The organism is Pseudomonas ceruminis (assembly GCF_021602025.1).
GTDB classification, from domain to species: domain Bacteria; phylum Pseudomonadota; class Gammaproteobacteria; order Pseudomonadales; family Pseudomonadaceae; genus Aquipseudomonas; species Aquipseudomonas ceruminis.
Genome location: NZ_BQHW01000014.1, coordinates 114,363 through 133,067, shown reverse-complemented (window position 1 = coordinate 133,067; position 18,705 = coordinate 114,363). Strand labels below are relative to the sequence as shown.

Genomic DNA, 18,705 nt, shown 5'->3' with positions numbered 1-18,705 from the left:
ATGCGACAGCTGTTGGCATTACTGGCGCTGCTGTGCATGCCCGCCGTCGCTGCGGCGTCGACGGCGTGTCCGTGGCCGGCCTGGGAGCGATTCAAGATCCAAATGGTCAGTGCGGATGGCCGAGTTCTTGATCGCAGTGACGAGCGTCTGGTTACCACCTCCGAAGGGCAGAGCTATGCGTTGTTCTTCGCCTTGGTCGGTAATGATCGCGAGGCCTTTGCTCACGTGCTGCGCTGGACCAGCAACAACCTAGCCCAGGGTGACCTTGCACGGCACTTGCCGGCTTGGCTATGGGGGCGCAACAGCCAGCAACAATGGCAAGTATTGGACACCAATAATGCCAGCGACGCTGATCTGTGGATCGCTTACAGCCTGCTCGAAGCGGGGCGGCTGTGGGATGAGCCCACCTACGCTCAGTTGGGCCAGCAGATGCTTTGGCGCATTGCCGCGCAGACCGTGCGCAAGTTGCCTGGTCTGGGTGTGATGATATTGCCTGGCGACTACGGTTTCGAAAACGATCGTGGCTGGCGGCTCAATCCCAGCTACCTGCCCCCGCAGTTGTTCGACCGCTTCGCCTTGGTAGATCCCTTATGGGCGGAGATGGCTGGCAATGTCCGCCGTGTCTGGTTAGAGGCGTCGCCCAAGGGCTTCGCGCCGGACTGGTTGTTGTGGACACCTGCAGCCGCCGTCGAGCCCGATCCCGAGCACGGCAGTGCCGGGGACTATGACGCCATTCGTGTGTACCTGTGGTTGGGAATGCTGGCCAACGGGGCGGCGCAGCGTGATGAGTTACTGCACCATTTTGCACCGATGGTGGCGCTGACCATGCGCGGCGGCCAGCCACCGGAAAGCGTCGACGCCCTCAGCGCAAAGGTCAGCGGCCATGGCCCCGTGGGCTTCTCTGCAGCACTCCTGCCGCTGTTGGCCACTGCCCCGGGCGGCCACGCTGCGCTTGAAGCCCAGCGTAAACGCCTGCACGAGCAGCCCGTCGAGCCGCGCGCGTATTACAACCAGGTGCTTGCCCTGTTCGGCCAGGGCTGGGATGAGGGCCGTTATCGCTTCGACAACAACGGCCGACTGCTGCCTGCCTGGAGCGCACCATGTTCCGAATGATCGGTGTGCTGACCTTGACAGCGTTGTCATGTGCAGTGGCCGCACAACCTAAGGATCGCGATGAGCAGCGCCAATGGCTGCTCGAACAGGTCCGTGTCGGTGAAGCGTTGCACCGCGATGACCTGGTGCATAACGCCCTGGCCAAGCTGAGGCTGTTGGAACCACTCGACCCTGATGCGTTGCTGGCAGCGTTGAGCCTGGCTCTGCGGGAACAGAAGCCCCAAGAGGCGGAACAACTGAGTGCAACGATCAGCCAAGTGGCGCCTGGAAGCAATCAGGACCGGCGGGCTCGCCGTTTGCTGCAACTGCAACAACCGGAGCCGGCGCAGCGGCTGCAGCAGGCCCGCCTGCTGGCGGTCACCGGACGCTATGAAGAAGCCCTGATCGCCTATGACCAGTTGTTTGCCGGGGATCCCCCGAGCCTGGACATGGCCCTGGATTACTGGCGCGTGCGGGGCAACTTAGTCGGGCAGCGGCCGCAAGCAATCAGTCAGTTGCAACAGCTTGATCGTCAGTACCCTGGCAATGCTGGCCTGCGCCAGACCCTGGCCAGCTGGTTGTTCAGCGAAGACCGCGATAGCGAGGCATTGCAGGTGCTGGACCAACTGTCGCGTGACCCGGCAGCGCGAGATGCTGCAGCACAGCGCGAATTCGACTACCTGTCCGAGCAGCCGGTAAGTGGCAGCAGCGTTGCAGCCTGGCAGGCGTTCGTGCAGCGTTACCCAGCCTCGCCTCTGCTGACCCTGGCCGGCGAAAACCTCAATCAGCAGCGCAAACTGGTGGCCGACCCCGCCTGGCAGGCAGGGCAACGCGGCAAGGTGCTACTCGAACAGGAACGTAATGTTCAAGCCGAAGCGCAGCTGCGCCTGGCGCTGCGCCACTATGCGGACGATGCCAGTTTGCACGGTGCGTTGGGTGTCGCACTGATGCGCCAGCGTCGTTACGCAGAGGCTAACACTGCGTTCCGCCAGGCTGCTGCGATCGAGCAGAGCACACGCTTGATGAGCAAATGGAAAGACCTTGAGGCTTCCAGCCAGTACTGGGGGTTGCTGCAACGGGCGGACAACGCGCTGGCCAAGCAGGACCTGCGCACCGCTCGCACGCTGTATCAGCAGGCGCGACAGCAACGCCCCGAGGATGAATTTGCCTTGCTCGGGCTGGCTGATGTATCGCTGGCCGAAGGTGATGCAGCTAGCGCCGAGCGGCAGTACCTGCACGTACGGGGTAGAGCACCAGGCAATGAAAGTGCGCTACGCGGCTTGATGCGGATCTATCAAGCTCAATCGATGGACAAGGCCCAAGCGTATCTGGAAAGCCTGCCGCCGGCTCAGCAGGCCCAGTTCGCCAGCCTGCGGCAAAGTCTGCAACTTGCCCGCCTGCGCGAGCAGGCTGATGTGGCATTGCGCCATGAGGACTGGCTCACTGCCAGCCGAGTACTGGAGCAGGCTGTCGAGCTGGCCCCCGATGAGCCATGGTTGGTTTACCAGTTGGCCAGCAGCCTTCGCCAACAGGGGCGTAACGCCGAGGCAGACGCCGCATTCGCCCAAGTACTGCAGCGTCAGTCGGCGGATCCCGCCATCCGCTATGCCCATGGGCTTTATCTAGAGTCCAGTGACCGTGATGTGCTCGCCCAGCAGACCTTGCGCGCCGTGCCACAAGGTGCCTGGACCGATGACATGCGGTCGCTGGACAAACGGCTGCGTCGGCGCATGACCCTGGCCCAGGCGCAGCGTCTGCAGGACCAGGGCCGTACCGATGAGGCGACCGCAGTGCTGGAAGCCGTCCAGGCCCAGGGCGAGGGTGATCCTGACGACCTCTTGTTGATGGCGGACTGGGCGGCAGAGCGGGGCGATCACAGCAAGGCGCGTGGTTACTACCAGCGTGTATTGCAGGCTCAGCCCAAGCGCCCGGAAGCCCGCCTCGGCATGATGCAAAGCTGGATTGCCGAAGGCGACCTGTCGCGTGTGCGCCAGGCATTGGCCACGCAACCGTTGCAATTGACTGACCTGACGGTGGGGGGCCAGCAGCGTCTGGCGGAGGTCTGGGTGGCGTTGGGGGAAAAACAAAAAGCTGCCAGGCTGCTGGAGCGCATTGCTGCACAACAGCCCCAGCCTGACCCCTTGCTGCGCCGTGATGCTGCGCGCTTAGTCGCTGCAGACGATCCGCAGCGCGCATTGGACCTTTATGCAGCGGCGATGGCCGATGCGCAATTGCTCGGTCGTTCGGCGCTCTCGCCGCGGGATGACCGGGCAATGACTTTGGCCAGCCGTGCCAACGATGCGGATGATTGGCTGGTGCGCAGCCTGCGCAGTGATGTGGATGAGCTCTACCGCCAGCGCAACACCCATGTCACGCTCATGCATGACTACGGCTGGCGCAAGAACGACGGTACGCCAGGTATTTCCAGGTTGAACACCCAATCGACCTTGCTGCATGTCGACACCCCATGGGACGACGGCACGGCGTTCGCCCGCGTGGAACGCATTGGCATGGATGCAGGTTCCTTCGACCTGAACGAAGATGGGCGCAATACGGCCGATTTCGGTACCTGCCAGTTTGAAGGCGTAACCCGTAACGGCGCGGCCCTGCCAACCTGTCGCGGTGGTTCGCAAACGGCTGACGGCGGCGTGCTGGCGTTGGGCTGGCAGAATGATCGCTGGGGCTTTGACCTGGGCACCACTCAAGGTTACGAGGTCAACAACTGGCTGGGTGGCGCCATCGTCAATGGCGACCTGGGGCAGGTGGGGTGGTCGCTGGCGGCCTCGCGCAGGCCCATGAGCAATTCGCTGCTGTCGTTCGCCGGAGCGCGTGATCCTGCTACCGGCGTGCGCTGGGGTGGCGTGACGGCCAATGGCGCGACATTGGGTTTGAGCTGGGACCAGGGTGGTGATCATGGGGTGTGGGCCAGTCTGGGGCACCATTGGCTCTATGGTGAGAATGTTGCCGACAACCAACGCACTCGCGCCATGGCGGGATACTACTACCGAGCGATAGAAACGGCGGATGAGCGCATGCGGGTCGGCCTTACCCTGATGCATTGGCGTTATGACAAGGATCTGGGTGGTTACAGCCTCGGCCAGGGTGGGTATTACAGCCCACAGCGCTACCAGTCGGTGGGTGTGCCAGTCAGTTACGCCTGGCGCAACTACGACTGGTCGTTCCTGGTGGAGGGCTCGGTCAGTTGGTCGCGCGCCCATAGCGATAGCAGCCGTCTCTACCCGGACTCGCGCATCAGCCGCAAGTTGCTGGCGCGCTATGACGTTGTCGAGTCCAACATTGATGCCACGGTCGACGCCAGCGACAGCACCGGACTGGGGTATCGCCTGCATGGCGCCGTTGAGCGGCGTTTGAGTGATCACTGGGCAATGGGGGCCGGTTTCGACTGGCAGCATAGCGATGACTATGCACCCAGCCATGCTGTGTTCTATGTGCGTTATCTGTTCGAGCCATGGCGGGGTAACCTGGCGTTGCCAGTAACGTCTCTGGAGCCTTATAGCGAGTGGCGTTAGCGGCGTTTGGTGCCTACACACTGCAATGAACTGCATCATATGGATATTCGTTAAAGATATTTAAAATATTCTTCTTATGCATTTATAGTTCGCCCGACTGCGTACCCATCGACCAATCGATGCGCCGCACGACTTGAACCCACACGGGTAATCCCCGTGCGTTTCTGATCGTTGCGCGTCTTGAAGTCGCGCACTGCGTGGGAGTGAACAATGTCCGCCGCCTCGAACGCCTTGTCGTCCATCGACAGCGCCCAGCCGCAAACCTTCGAAATCCGCCCGTTCTCTGGTGCCGTCGGCGCCGAGATCATCGGCCTGGACCTGGCCAAACCAGTCAACGCCGAGGATTTCTCCCGTATTCATCGCGCCCACCTCGACCACCATGTGCTGGTGTTCCGCGACCAGCGCATCAGCCCTGAACAGCAGATCAGCTTCAGCCGCCGTTTCGGTGAGCTGCAGATCCATGTGCTCAAGCAGTTCCTGCTTGCTGGCCACCCTGAGATCCTGATCGTCTCCAACATCATCGAGAACGGCCAGAACATCGGCCTGGGTGATGCCGGCAAGTTCTGGCACTCGGACCTCTCCTACAAAGAACTCCCAAGCCTGGGTTCCATGCTTCACGCCCAGGAGCTGCCCAGCGAAGGTGGCGATACCCTGTTCGCCGATATGCACAAAGCCTGGGACGCCGTTCCCGAAGCCCTGCGTAAGGTGGTCGAAGGCCGCAGTGCCGCTCACTCCTACACCGCCCGCTATGCCGAAACCAAATTCGAAGGTAACTGGCGCCCCACCCTGACCGCCGAGCAACTGGCCCAGGTGCAGGAAGTCATCCATCCGGTGGTGCGTACCCACCCGGAGAACGGCCGCAAAGCGCTGTTCGTCAGTGAAGGTTTCACCACCCGCATCGTCGGCCTGCCGGACGATGAAAGCCGCGACGTGCTGCAGCAGCTTTACGCCTTGAGCGTGCTGGAACAGAACATCTATCGCCACCAGTGGCAACCCCACGACATGGTGTTCTGGGACAACCGCTCGCTCATCCACCTGGCCACCGGCTGCCCTGCGCACCTGCGGCGCAAACTGTTCCGTACCACCATCCAGGGCGATGCCCCGTTCTGACGACTGAGGAAACATCATGCGCAACTCCATCAGCCGCCTGGCGGCAAGCATTGGCCTGGGCGCCAGCCTGGTCGTCGGTAGCCTTGCGCTGCCCACCGCGGCACATGCCGAAGGCAAGATCCGCGTTGCCGAACAGTTCGGTATCGTCTACCTGTTGCTCAACGTGGTACGTGACCAGCACCTGATCGAGAAACACGGCAAGGAGCAGGGCATCGACATCGAGGTCGACTGGGCCCAGCTCTCTGGTGGCGCGGCAATCAATGACGCGCTGCTGTCCGGCTCGGTAGACATCGCCGGCGCCGGTGTCGGCCCGCTGCTGACCGTGTGGGACCGTACCAAAGGCCGACAGAACGTCAAGGCCGTGGCCTCGCTGGGCAACTTCCCGTACTACCTGCTCAGCAGCAACCCGAACGTGAAGACCATCGCCGACATTTCCGACAAGGACCGTATAGCCGTGCCAGCAGTGGGCGTCTCGGTGCAGTCGCGCTTCCTGCAGTACGCTGCTGCCCAGCAGTGGGGAGACAAGGAATACAACCGCCTCGACAAATACACCCTGGCCGTGCCGCATCCGGACGCCACTGCTGCGTTGCTGGCGGGTGGTACTGAGCTCAACGGGCACTTCTCCAACCCGCCGTTCCAGGACCAGGCCTTGGCCAACAAGGACGTGCACGTGGTGCTCAACAGCTATGACCTGCTCGGCCCCAACTCGCCGACCCTGCTGTTCGCCACCGAAAAATTCCGCAATGACAACCCCAAGACCTACAAGGCCTTTGTCGATGCGCTGGCCGAGGCTGCGGACTTTGCCCAGAAGGACAAGGCAGCCGCTGCCGACACCTATATCCGTGTGACCAAGGCCAAGATCGACCGCGATGCGCTGATCAAGCTGATCGACAACCCGCAGTACGAGTTCACTGTCACACCGAAGAACACCTACAAGCTGGCTGATTTCCTGTACCGGGTCGGCGCCATCAAGCACAAGCCGGAATCGTGGAAGGACTACTTCTTCCAGGACGAACGCCCGCTGCAGGGGAGCTGACCGACCATGACCGCCCCATTGCCAGGCCACACGGCCAGCAACCTGAGCCGTGTCGCTACAGCGCCTTTGCTCAAGGTGGACAATTTGAGCCTTGAATACCGCACCGCGCAGCGCGTGGTACGGGCCACTCACCAGGTCAGCTTCGAAGTCGATCGTGCCGACCGTTTTGTCTTGCTCGGCCCTTCGGGGTGCGGCAAGTCCACCCTGCTCAAGGCCGTGGCAGGTTTTATCAGCCCCCAGGAAGGGCAGATCCTGCTGCAGGGCCAGCCAGTCAGCGGCCCCGGCCCTGACCGCATCGTGGTGTTCCAGGAGTTCGACCAGCTGCCACCGTGGAAGACGGTGAAGCAGAACGTCATGTTCCCGTTGCTGGTGTCTGGCCAGCTCAAGCGTGCCGAGGCTGAAGAGCGTGCGTTGCACTACCTGGACAAGGTCGGTCTCGCCGCCTTCGCCGACGCCTATCCGCACACCCTGTCGGGCGGCATGAAGGCGCGCGTGGCGATTGCCCGCGCCCTGGCCACGCAACCGAAGATCCTGTTGATGGACGAGCCGTTTGCCGCGCTCGACGCGTTGACCCGGCGCAAGATGCAGGAAGAGCTGCTGCTGCTGTGGGAGGAGGTGCGCTTTACCTTGCTGTTCGTCACCCACTCCATCGAAGAAGCGCTGGTGGTCGGTAACCGCATCTTGCTGTTGTCGCCCCACCCGGGGCGGGTAAGGGCCGAGGTGCACAGCCATCAGTACGACCTGGGCAGCCTCGGCGCCAGTGACTTCCAGGCCAGCGCACGACGCATCCATCGCCTGCTGTTCGACGAGGTCGATGTGCCCGAGCAAACGGACGACCTGGGCTTCAACGACATCCGCATCGCTTACTGACAGGAGCTTCAGCCATGACCACTACACCTGTACGCCAGGAATACGAGGTGCAGCTGGAGCCGCTGCTCAGTGTGCCTCTGGAGCGCAACCTGCCACTGGCTCAGCGCCTTTGGCAGCATGGATGGTTGCGCAAGGCGGTGATCCTCGTGGTGATCGCTGCGTTGTGGGAGGCCATCGCCCGCTACCAGGGCAACGACCTGCTGCTGCCGACCTTCCTGCAGACCGCAGCAGCGCTGTGGGACGGCCTGGTGAGCGGCGAATTGCCGGCAAAAGTCGGCGTGTCGCTGGTGATCCTGCTCAAGGGCTACCTGATGGGCATCGTCCTGGCTTTCGGCCTGACCAGCCTTGCGGTATCGACCCAACTTGGGCGCGATCTGCTGGGCACGCTGACCTCGATGTTCAACCCGCTGCCGGCAATTGCCCTGTTGCCGCTGGCCTTGCTCTGGTTCGGCCTCGGTGACAACAGCCTGATCTTCGTGCTGGTGCATTCGGTGCTCTGGGCGCTGGCGCTCAATACCTACGCAGGCTTTCTCGGGGTGTCGGAAACCTTGCGCATGGCCGGGCGCAACTATGGGCTCAAAGGCCTGCGCCTGGTGCTGCATATCCTGGTGCCGGCGGCGTTGCCGTCGATCCTGTCGGGGCTGAAGATCGGCTGGGCCTTCGCCTGGCGCACGCTGATCGCGGCCGAACTGGTGTTTGGCGCCAGCAGTGGCAAGGGCGGGCTGGGCTGGTACATCTTCCAGAACCGTAACGAGTTGTACACCGACAAGGTGTTCGCCGGGCTGGCGGTGGTGATCCTGATTGGCTTGCTGGTCGAGGGGTTGGTGTTCAATACCCTGGAGCGGTTGACTGTGCGGCGCTGGGGGATGCAGCGCTGATCTTCACCTGTCCTATCGCCGACAAGCCGGCGATAGGACAGGTGCAGTCAACTACTCCTGATACTTGGCAGCCGCATTGCTCAGGGTCCTGGCGATCTCATTGCGCAACCCGGCGGGCTGCTCCACCCTTACTCCTTCCCCCTGGCTCAACACCCACCAGCGCAACGCCCCACCGTCTTGGACCGTGGCCTGTAGCAGATGCCCCTGCGCCAGCGGGGTCAGCTGCATGTCTGCGCTCAAGGGCGCATCGCGCAACTGCCGCGCCACCTGATCGCTGACCCAGGCCTGCAGCTCCAGCCCACCCTCCTGGCCCGGCTGTAGCGTTTCACCGCGCAGAAAACCCTGCAGATCGAAATGCCCACGCAGCTCCCCGACGACATTCGCCGACCAATGCCAGCCAAATGGGATGCTCTTGTCATTGCGCTCCAGCGGAAAAATCAACGACAGCTCGTTGAGGTCGCGCTCCACGGTGCGTTTGCTGACGTTGAAGCCCACATCCCGCAGGCGCCATACCAGTTCGGCACTGGTAATGCCCGGCGAGCGGTTGGGCAACTGGCGTAGCAGTGCCCACTGGCGGCTGATGGTGGCGCGAGTAGTGGCGAACGGCAAAAGATAACGTCCTTGTCTAGGCTTGCCGCATCAGGATGGCGGCAAGCGTGGGTCATGGCAATTAGCCACGACCCGTTCAGATCAAGGAACTGCCATTTGGTTGCCTGCTGTCGAATCGTTCGCGACAGGTTTTGACGTGACGTCGCGCAGAATCACGCCTCATCACAGCCACGGTCGGGCCTGTGGGTCGTTCAATGAGGATGAACATGTCTGCTGCCAGCAATATCCATTCGCTGCTCGCCCATCTTCTGCCAGAGCAGGTCATCGCCGCGCCGACGCCCGCCGGGAGGCGCCAGCGGCTGTTCGCCGGGGTGGGCTTGCCGAGCCAGCGGTCGCTGCTGGTCAGCCGCCTGGACGAAGCGCCAGACTTGCAGGCGGTGTACGTCGACCTGCGGCAGCAGGCGCTGGCCGGCAATGTGGCAGCGCTCAACGACCTGGGCTGGATCTGGCTCAATGGCAAGTACTGGCGGGCCGACACCGTGCTCGCCGGGCACCTGCTGCGCATGGCCGCTTTGCAGGGCAGTGCCGCTGCCTGGTTCAACCTGGGGCAGCAGCATTACTTCGGCAAAGGTATCGATACCTCCTACGTGCAAGCTGCGCAATGTTATCGGCAGGCCTTTGACCGCGGCATGCTGCACGCCGCTGCTGCGCTCGGTGATCTGCTCGAGGAAGAAGTCTGTGATACCGAACTGGGCTGGCAGGTAGACCTGACTCAGGCGTACCAGTGGTTCCTTCGTGGCGCCGAACGGGGCGAGGCGCGGTGCCGGTTCGAGGTGGGCTACCGGCTATTGCATGGGCTGCATGTGGAGGCAGACACCAAGGCGGCGCTGTACTGGCTGGAACTTGCGGCGGCGACCGGGGTGATGCAGGCCGCCGAGGAGCTGGCGGTGCATTTCAGCAGGCGGGACGGCGCACGCTACCTCGATTGGCGGGACCGCGCGGTGCAGATGGGCAGCACACTGGCGTTGGCGATGAAGCTCGAAGACCAGGTCCAGCCCTGAGCTTGCCGGCGATGGGGCCGGTGCAGAGAGCCTCAATCCCTCAAAATGAACAACAATTTATCCATTCCCTCTGTCGCCTCCGGTTGACGACAGGGGGAGGGCCAGGCGTATATTGATAGTTAGCAAACTATGAATATCCTTGGTTCCTCTCATGACGCTTGATTCACTGCGCCTGCACGTCAGCAGCGGCATGGTCGTTGCCGCACGCCACTGGCGGCGCATCTGCCATACCGCCTTGACCGGTTACGGCATTTCCGAAGCCTGCGCTGCACCGCTGCTGATGATCGTGCGCCTGGGCGATGGCGTGCATCAGGTAGCGGTGGCCCAGGCCGCCGGCCTGGAAAGCCCATCCCTGGTGCGCCTGCTCGATCAGTTGTGCAAGGCCGGGCTGGTGTGCCGCAGCGAGGACCCACTGGACCGCCGCGCCAAGGCCCTGAGCCTGACCGCCGAAGGGCGCGCCCTGGCTGAGGCTATCGAAGCCGAGCTGGTGCGTGTGCGCCATGACGTGCTTCAAGGCATTGACGAGGCCGACCTGCAAGCCACGTTGCGCGTATTGCGTGCCTTCGAGGCCGCCGGCCTCGGTAGCGCAGGCGGGGTGGCATGAACGGCTTTTTCAGCTCGGTACCACCGGCCCGTGACTGGTTCTATGGCGTGCGTACCTTCGCTGCGTCGATGATCGCCTTGTACATCGCCTTGTTGATGCAGTTGCCGCGCCCGTACTGGGCGATGGCCACCGTCTACATCGTCTCCAGCCCGTTCGTCGGGCCCACCAGTTCCAAGGCGTTGTATCGCGCCGTGGGCACGCTGCTCGGTGCTGGCGGGGCGATCTTCCTGGTGCCGCCGTTGGTGCAGTCTCCGTTGCTGCTGACGGTCGCCATTGCCATGTGGACCGGCACCCTGCTGTACCTTTCGCTGAACCTGCGCACCGCCAACAACTACGTGCTGATGCTCGCCGGCTACACCCTGCCGATGATCGCCCTGGCCGTGGTCGACAACCCGCTGGCGGTGTTCGACGTGGCTTCTTCCCGTGCCCAGGAGATTTGCCTGGGCATCGTCTGCGCGGCGGTGGTCGGGGCGATCTTCTGGCCGCGTCGGCTGGCACCTGTGGTGGTTGGCGCTACCGGTAACTGGTTCATTGATGCGATCCGCTACAGCGACACCTACCTGGCCCGCGATGTCGCTGCCGAGAAAGTGGGTGCCATGCGCGGTGCGATGGTCGCTACCTTCAACTCGCTGGAAATGATGATCGGCCAGCTCGGCCACGAAGGTGCTGGCCCTCACACCCTCAAGAACGCCCGCGAACTGCGCGGCAGGATGATCCACCTGCTGCCGGTGATCGATGCGCTCGACGATGCCCTGGTTGCCCTCCAAGGGCGCGCCCCGTTGCAGTTCGCCCAGTTGCAACCGGTACTGCAAGCCGCCCGCGAGTGGCTTCAGGGTACCGCCGACAGCGCTTCAGTGGCGCGCTGGACGGCCCTGCACGAGAAGATCGACCGCTTGCAGCCTGGTGCTGCCGCGCTCGATCAGCGTGCCGAGCTGCTGCTGTCCAACGCCCTTTACCGCCTGACCGAATGGGCCGACCTGTGGCAGGACTGCTGCACCTTGCAACACGCCCTGCGCACCGATGACCCCACGCCCTGGCGCGCGGTGTACCGCCACTGGCGCCTGGGCCGCCTGACGCCGTTCTTCGACCGCGGCCTGATGTTCTATTCGGTGATCTCTACCGTGCTCGCCATCATCGTTGCCTGCGGCCTGTGGATTGGCCTGGGCTGGAACGACGGCGCCAGCGCGGTGATTCTTGCCGCTGTGTCGTGCAGCTTCTTCGCGGCGATGGACGACCCCGCGCCGCAGATCTACCGGTTCTTCTTCTGGACGCTGATGTCGGTCATCTTCTCCAGCCTGTACCTGTTCCTGGTACTGCCCAACCTGCACGATTTCCCGATGCTGGTACTGGCCTTCGCGGTGCCGTTCATTTGCATCGGTACTTTGACCGTGCAGCCGCGTTTCTACCTGGGCACGTTGCTGACCATCGTCAACACCTCGACCTTCATCAGCATCCAGGGCGCCTACGACGCCGACTTCTTCACCTTCCTCAACTCCAACCTGGCCGGCCCGGTTGGGCTGTTGTTCGCATTCATCTGGACATTGGTGATGCGCCCGTTCGGCGTGGAACTGGCCGCCAAACGCATGACCCGTTTCGCCTGGCGCGACATCGTAGAGATGACCGAGCCGGCCACGCTGGCCGAACACCGCCAGGTTGGCGTGCAGATGCTCGACCGCCTGATGCAGCACCTGCCGCGCCTGTCCCAGACCGGCCAGGACAGCGGCGTGGCGCTGCGCGACCTGCGTGTGGGCCTGAACCTGCTCGACTTGCTGGCCTACATGCCACGCGCAGGCACCTTGGCCCGCGAGCGCCTGCAAACGGTCATCGAGGAAGTCGGCGGCCACTACGCGGCCTGCCTGCGCGCGGGCGAACGCCTGCATGCCCCGGCCGCGCTGCTGCGCAATATGGAGCGCGCCCGCTTGGCGCTTAACCTGGATGAACTGTACGAGCGCGGTGACGCCCGCACCCACCTGCTGCATGCCCTGAGCGGCCTGCGCCTGGCGCTGTTGCCAGGTGTCGAGGTCATGCTTGAACCGGCCGAGCAACCGCAACTGCCCCCCGGCCTCGACGGAGCGCCCCTGTGATCGGTGAACTGGATATCAGTGGGGTATTCCTGCCCACGCTGCTGGTGATGATGTTCTGCACCTACCTGCTGTTCCTTGGGGTGCACGCGGTGCTGGTGCGCCTGCATTTCTACCGCCTGGTCTGGCACCGGGCGCTGTTCAACGTTGCCCTGTATGCCGTGCTGCTTGGCGCGGTGGACCATTTTTGCCGAAGCCTGATGCTGCCATGAAAAAACCTTTGCTGACCCTGGGCCGTGTGGTCCTGACCTTGCTGGTAGTGACCTTCGCCGCCGTGCTCGTATGGCAGATGGTGGTGTACTACATGTTCGCCCCCTGGACCCGCGACGGTCATATCCGGGCCGACGTGATCCAGATCGCTCCGGATGTGTCCGGGCTGATCCAGAAGGTCGAGGTGCGCGACAACCAGACCGTCAAACGCGGTGACGTGTTGTTTACCATCGACCAGGACCGCTTCAGCCTGGCGCTGCGCCAGGCCAAGGCCACCCTCGGCGAGCGCCAGGAAACCCTGGCCCAGGCCTCCCGCGAAGCGCAGCGCAACCGCAAGTTGGGCAACCTGGTGGCGGCCGAGCAACTGGAGGAAAGCCAGTCCCGTGAAGCCCGCGCGCGCTCGGCAGTCAGCGAGGCCCAGGTGGCGGTCGACACCGCCCAGCTCAACCTTGACCGTTCGGTGGTACGCAGCCCGGTAGATGGCTACCTCAACGACCGCGCACCGCGTAACCATGAATTCGTCACCGCTGGCCGTGCGGTGCTGTCGGTGGTCGACAGCGCCTCGTACCACGTCGATGGCTACTTCGAAGAGACCAAGCTGGGTGGCATCCATATCGGCGATGCGGTGGACATCCGCGTGATGGGCGACAACACCCGCCTGCGCGGCCATGTGCAGAGCTTTGCCGCCGGTATCGAGGACCGCGACCGCAGCAGTGGCGCCAACCTGCTGCCCAACGTCAACCCAGCGTTCAGCTGGGTGCGCCTGGCGCAGCGGATCCCGGTGCGCATCGCCTTCGATGAAGTACCGGCAGATTTCCGCATGATCGCCGGGCGGACGGCCACGGTGTCGATCATCGAGGGTCAGCATCCATGAAACAGCTGATCCTGGCGGGTTTCTGCCTGTCGCTGGGTGCCTGCATGATGGTCGGCCCGGACTATGAAGTGCCCAAGGACGCAGCCGTGCAGCGCAGCGACCTCAACGGTCCGCTGCGCCAGGATGCTGACAGCGTGGTGTCGGCGCCGGTGCCCGAGGACTGGTGGCAGCTGTATCAGGATCAGCGCCTCAACGAACTGGTACGCCAGGCGCTGAGCGCCAACACCGAGCTGCGCGTGGCGGCGGCCAACATCGCCAAGGCCCGTGCCCAGGTCGAAGTGGCCGAGTCGCAGGGTGGTTTCAACGGCGGCATCAAAGCAGGCGCGCAACGTTTGCAGGAGTCCGGCGAGGCCTTCCTGCTGCCCGAGAAGGTTCCGGTGGCCAACATCGGCGAAGCGATCATCAGCGCCTCCTACCAGTTCGACCTGTGGGGCACCTTCAAGCGCGGCACCGAAGCGGCCAAGGCCAATGCCGACGCCGTACAGGCTGCCGCCGATACTGCGCGCATCACCCTGGTGGCGGATGTGGTCAAGGCCTACACCCAGGTCTGCTCGGCCAACGAGGAATACCACATCGCCCGCGAGTCGCTCGACCTGCAGGAGCAGAGCGTGCAGCTCAACCAGCGCCTACGTGATGCCGGCCGTGGCGATGAAACCCAGGTCACCCGCTCGCAGACCCAGTTCAAGTCCCTGCGCGCCGAACTGCCCAGATTCAAGGCCGAACGAGAGACCGGCATGTACACCCTGGCAGCGCTGCTGGCCAAGCCGCTGGATCAGCTACCTGCCGGCACCGCCGATTGCGCCGAGCTGCCGCACCTGAACCAACTGGTCCCGGTTGGCGATGGCACTGCGCTGCTCAAGCGCCGCCCGGATGTGCGCCAGGCCGAACGCCAACTGGCAGCGGCCACCGCGACTATTGGTGTGGCCACGGGCGCGCTCTACCCGGACGTGAGCTTTGGCGCCCAGGTCGGCACCATCGGTATCCTCGAAAACCTCGGCGAACCCTCGACTAACCGCTGGGGCTTCGGCCCGCAGATCAGCTGGACCATCCCTACCAACGGCACCCGCGCCCGCATTCGCATGGCCGAAGCCTCGACACAGGCGGCACTGGCGCATTTCGACGGTGTGGTGCTGAACGCCATTCGCGAGACCCAGACCCGCCTGGCCCAGTACAGCGCCCTGCTCGACCGGCGCGATGCGCTGGCCGAGGCGGAGAAGTCGGCCAAGGAAGCGGCGGACCAGACGCACCGGTATTACCAGGCAGGGCGTGAGTCGTTCCTGGCGGACCTGCAGGCGACGCGGACGTACACCGACATGCGTGCGCAGCTGGCGGCGGCCAATAGCCAGGTGGCCATGGGGCAGATTGGGGTGTTCCTGGCGTTGGGTGGCGGCTGGAAGGATGCCGCCAAGCCTTGAGATTGCCCGGGTCGCTGGATGCCTGTCGGCGGGGCAGGCCGATATAAGGTGTTATTCGTAATGCCCTGCAACTGATATTTTTGTCAGTTTTCCCGCTCGCACGGTTCTGTCACGCTTCGTTCAAGATTGTGGAGTGCGTGTGAGGTCTTTATGGGCGCTACACCGAGCGGGAAATCTGTTTATTCTCAAAAAAGATTCTACCGGAACACTGAGCTCGTGACGGTGATGGGAGCGCGTGCTGCGAGTTCGATAGTTAAGGCTGAAGCGGGGGACCTTGCGCAAATCGGAGCTGGGGAGGTGTCAGGCAGCACACTTTTATTATCAGGCCCGATGCGTACGGTTATGGGCGGTGCGACTGCAGTGCGCCATGAAACGCTTAGCTACAGCCCTTATGGTTTTAGCTTTCCTCAATCACCCATCTTGCCTGGATTCAACGGGCAACCACGTGAAGCCCTCACGGGTTGGTATCTGCTAGGTAACGGCGCTCGTGGTTACAGCCCGGCGCTGATGCGATTCTTAAGTCAGGATGTGTTGAGCCCCTTTGATCAGGGAGGGATCAACTGCTATGCGTATGTCTCCGGTGACCCTGTCAATTTCAGTGATCCAACCGGGCATATGCCTAGGCGATTATTGCCCGAACCGAAGAACAGGCCGGAAACATTGATTATGCCTCCCAATTCGCAGCAGGCGCCTGGTTCGAGGAAACCTGCGAAACCTGCGATGAATCGATCTATTTCGAGTACCTCCAATTCGTCATTATCATCGCCCCTCTCGACGCCTTCGACTCCCGGCATAAGCGACCGGCACAGTTCGAGAAACGCTGTATTTTTTAACGCTATCTCAGAAGAAAATAAAGGTTGGAAATTAGACAAGGTTGAGGTGCGGAAGAACTTAGCGGTGTTGACAAAAGTGGAGCAGGAAAAATTCGACAAGTTTCAAAACGCGATTCACAATGAGGGATTGTCGCCTCGGGACGCAGCATTGAGTTTGGGTGATAGCGACTACAAAGTCTTTGATAAACGCTCAGGGATTTATCAGTTCCGCCTCAGTGGAGGTCAACGTGTTCATTTTCAGGTGCAAGATAAAACCGTGATCATTCGCCAGGTAGGAGGGCATGCGTAGCCTGCGCTACATATTCCCTAACGCCTGAAATTGTAAGAGTTTTCCGAATATAAAAAATGCTTCAGTTCTGATTCTGTGTCGAATTATCCTGCGGCGTCTATTGGATAGCCCTCAGGCCTGCGCCGCCCATCGCCGGCAAGCCGGCTCCCACAAGTACAGCGCCCCCTTGAAGCCTGTAAAAAAATACTGGGGGAGCAAGCCCACCGGCGATCGAGGGCGGAGCCCGCGCCGGGTTTTTGTCTCAAGATTTTTCATGAAATCCGCCCGCAAACCTTGAGCGAAGCTGAGTGGAAGTGAACAATGTTCTCTTTCGCATTCCCTTCGAGATTGCCCATGAATACCCGTTTCCGTCTTGCCTGGCTGTTGTGGCCTTTGCTGGCGCTGTGCAGCACCTTGGCGCTGGCCGAATCCCCTGCCGAGGCCGGCAAGGCCCTGCACCTGCTCGATTACATCGGCGCGGACTACCCGCCGACCGTACGTGACGGCAAGGTGATCGACGACGGCGAATACCGTGAGCAGCAGGAGTTCAGCGCGGTGTTGGCCGATCTGGTCAAAGGCCTGCCGGCAAACGCGGAGCAAAACGCCCTTGAGCAGGGCGTACAAGCCTTGCGCCAGGCCATCGACCAGCGCCAGGACGGTGCCGCGGTGGCCAAGCAGGCCCGACAGCTGGGCGCACGTCTGGCTGTGGCCTATGAGGTCAGCCAGGCGCCGGTGATTACCCCGGACCCGGCCCGTGGCGCCTCGCTGTACACGCAAAACTGCTCGATCTGCCACGGCGACACAGGGGCCGGCGATGGCCCGGCGGGCGTCGGTCTGGAACCCGCCCCGGCCAACCTGCGCAACACTGAACGCCTCGACCAACTGAGCCTGTTCGACCTCTACAACACCCTGAACCTGGGCATCGATGGCACTGAAATGCCGTCGTTCGCCGACCAGCTCGATGAACGCCAACGCTGGGACGTGGCCGCCTACATCGCCAGTTTCACCGCCGACCCGCAGGCTGCAAAGGGTGACAAGACCTGGAACCTGGCCGACCTGGCCCGCCAGACCCCGGCAGAAGTCGCCGCCAACGAAGGCCCTGGCGCCGTGGAGGCATTCCGCGCCCAGCGTGCCCAGCCGCCGCAGGTCAAACGTGGCCCGGCGCAGTTGCTCGATTACACCGCCAGCACCCTGGACAAGAGCCTGGCCGCCTACCGCGCAGGCGACCACGACCAGGCCTACGACCTCTCGGTAGCCGCCTACCTGGAAGGCTTCGAGCTGGTGGAAAGCTCGCTGGACAACATCGACACCCAGGCGCGCAAGGACACCGAAAAGTCCTTGATGGCCTACCGCCAGTCACTGCAGGACGGCTTGCCGGTCGCCCAGGCCGAACAGCGCCTGGCCGAAGCCAAGGTCAAGCTTGATCAAGCCTCCAAGTTGCTGGGCAGCGATGGCCTGAGCTGGTCGTTGAGTTACATCTCCGGCCTGCTGATCCTGTTGCGCGAAGGCCTTGAGGCGATTCTGGTACTGGCTGCGATCCTGGCCTTCCTGCGCAACACCGGCCAGCAATCGGCGGTGCGCAGCGTCAACATCGGTTGGGCGCTCGCGCTGGTCGCCGGCTTCGGCACCTGGGCCCTGGCGGCCTATGTGATCGACGTCGGTGGCGCCCAACGAGAGCTGCTTGAGGGTTGCACGGCGTTGTTCGCTGCCGTGATGGTGCTGTGGCTTGGCGTGTGGATGCACGACCGTCGCCATGCAGCCGCCTGGCAGGATTACATCAAGAGCAGCCTGGTCAGCGGCGGCGGGCGCTTCGGCTTTGCCATGCTGGCGTTCTTCTCGGTGTACCGCGAGCTGTTTGAAGTGATCCTGTTCTATGAAACCCTGTGGCTGCAGGCTGGCCCGGCAGGGCACCAGGCGGTACTGGCCGGGGGTGCCACCGCACTGGTGCTGCTGGTCGGCCTGGCCTGGGTGATTTTGCGCGGTTCGGCCAAATTGCCGCTGTCGCTGTTCTTTAGCATTAACGCAGCCTTGCTGTGCGCGCTCTCGGTGGTGTTCGCCGGGCATGGCGTGAAGGCGCTGCAGGAAGCGGGTGTGCTGGGCACGCGGCCGGTGGCGTTCTTCGAGTTCGACTGGCTGGGAATTCATGCCGATGCGTACTCGCTGGCGGCACAGGCGGTGGCGTTGCTGGCTATTTTGGTGCTCTATGGGCGTAGTCGTCTGGCTGAGAAGCGCCGGGCTGCCGTTTAGGTGTTGATGCTGCTGGCCTCTTCGCGGGGCAAGCCCGCTCCCACAGG

Annotated in this window: 15 protein-coding genes; 14 read left to right on the top strand and 1 reads right to left on the bottom strand. The window is 62.9% G+C overall.

All coding sequences use genetic code 11. The features are described from left to right. The 6 genes from bcsZ (at position 1) to L6D80_RS17255 (ending at position 8,516) form a co-directional block, all read left to right on the top strand. Complete coding sequence (bcsZ, locus tag L6D80_RS17280) at positions 1-1,113, top strand: cellulose synthase complex periplasmic endoglucanase BcsZ (RefSeq protein ID WP_054902436.1); 1,113 nt, start codon at positions 1-3, stop codon at positions 1,111-1,113. Beyond that, the gene (gene bcsC / locus L6D80_RS17275; protein ID WP_176513794.1) at positions 1,101-4,622 is read left to right on the top strand and encodes a cellulose synthase complex outer membrane protein BcsC; all 3,522 of its coding nucleotides are present in this window, start codon (positions 1,101-1,103) and stop codon (positions 4,620-4,622) included. Before bcsZ ends, bcsC begins: the two co-directional genes overlap by 13 nt. Before the next feature lie 210 nt (positions 4,623-4,832). Further along, complete coding sequence (locus L6D80_RS17270; RefSeq protein WP_054902438.1) at positions 4,833-5,732, top strand: TauD/TfdA dioxygenase family protein; 900 nt, start codon at positions 4,833-4,835, stop codon at positions 5,730-5,732. A gap of 16 nt (positions 5,733-5,748) precedes the next feature. After that, positions 5,749-6,768 carry an ABC transporter substrate-binding protein gene (locus L6D80_RS17265; RefSeq protein WP_054902439.1) on the top strand — a complete coding sequence of 340 codons (1,020 nt, stop codon included), beginning with the start codon at positions 5,749-5,751 and terminating at the stop codon, positions 6,766-6,768. Between the two features lie 6 nt (positions 6,769-6,774). Beyond that, positions 6,775-7,638 (top strand): ABC transporter ATP-binding protein, encoded by an 864-nt coding sequence (locus L6D80_RS17260; RefSeq protein ID WP_054902440.1) that lies wholly within the window; start codon positions 6,775-6,777, stop codon positions 7,636-7,638. Between the two features lie 14 nt (positions 7,639-7,652). Beyond that, the gene (locus tag L6D80_RS17255; protein WP_054902441.1) at positions 7,653-8,516 is read left to right on the top strand and encodes an ABC transporter permease; all 864 of its coding nucleotides are present in this window, start codon (positions 7,653-7,655) and stop codon (positions 8,514-8,516) included. A gap of 51 nt (positions 8,517-8,567) precedes the next feature. Here L6D80_RS17255 and L6D80_RS17250 read toward each other — a convergent pair whose 3' ends face one another. Further along, complete coding sequence (locus tag L6D80_RS17250; RefSeq protein WP_054902442.1) at positions 8,568-9,125, bottom strand: WYL domain-containing protein; 558 nt, start codon at positions 9,123-9,125, stop codon at positions 8,568-8,570. A 206-nt stretch (positions 9,126-9,331) separates the two neighbouring features. Here L6D80_RS17250 and L6D80_RS17245 point away from each other — a divergent pair, with 206 nt between their 5' ends. From L6D80_RS17245 to L6D80_RS17210, 8 genes are all read left to right on the top strand, one after another. Then, the gene (locus L6D80_RS17245) at positions 9,332-10,126 is read left to right on the top strand and encodes a tetratricopeptide repeat protein (RefSeq protein ID WP_176513796.1); all 795 of its coding nucleotides are present in this window, start codon (positions 9,332-9,334) and stop codon (positions 10,124-10,126) included. A gap of 151 nt (positions 10,127-10,277) precedes the next feature. Further along, positions 10,278-10,730: a MarR family winged helix-turn-helix transcriptional regulator gene (locus tag L6D80_RS17240; RefSeq protein WP_176513798.1), complete on the top strand. Its 453-nt coding sequence runs from the start codon at positions 10,278-10,280 to the stop codon at positions 10,728-10,730. Next, positions 10,727-12,814: an FUSC family protein gene (locus L6D80_RS17235; protein WP_054902445.1), complete on the top strand. Its 2,088-nt coding sequence runs from the start codon at positions 10,727-10,729 to the stop codon at positions 12,812-12,814. Before L6D80_RS17240 ends, L6D80_RS17235 begins: the two co-directional genes overlap by 4 nt. Then, positions 12,811-13,023 (top strand): DUF1656 domain-containing protein, encoded by a 213-nt coding sequence (locus L6D80_RS17230; RefSeq protein ID WP_054902446.1) that lies wholly within the window; start codon positions 12,811-12,813, stop codon positions 13,021-13,023. Before L6D80_RS17235 ends, L6D80_RS17230 begins: the two co-directional genes overlap by 4 nt. Beyond that, positions 13,020-13,895, top strand: coding sequence for an efflux RND transporter periplasmic adaptor subunit (locus L6D80_RS17225; RefSeq protein ID WP_054902447.1), 876 nt, complete (start codon positions 13,020-13,022; stop codon positions 13,893-13,895). The genes L6D80_RS17230 and L6D80_RS17225 overlap by 4 nt, the downstream gene beginning before the upstream one ends. Further along, on the top strand, positions 13,892-15,310 hold the full coding sequence (locus tag L6D80_RS17220) for an efflux transporter outer membrane subunit (protein WP_176513800.1): 1,419 nt from the start codon (positions 13,892-13,894) through the stop codon (positions 15,308-15,310). The genes L6D80_RS17225 and L6D80_RS17220 overlap by 4 nt, the downstream gene beginning before the upstream one ends. A gap of 150 nt (positions 15,311-15,460) precedes the next feature. After that, positions 15,461-16,432, top strand: coding sequence for an RHS repeat-associated core domain-containing protein (locus L6D80_RS17215; RefSeq protein WP_176513802.1), 972 nt, complete (start codon positions 15,461-15,463; stop codon positions 16,430-16,432). Positions 16,433-16,732: 300 nt separating this feature from the next. After that, the gene (locus L6D80_RS17210) at positions 16,733-18,658 is read left to right on the top strand and encodes an FTR1 family protein (RefSeq protein ID WP_176513804.1); all 1,926 of its coding nucleotides are present in this window, start codon (positions 16,733-16,735) and stop codon (positions 18,656-18,658) included. Positions 18,659-18,705 lie beyond the last annotated feature (47 nt).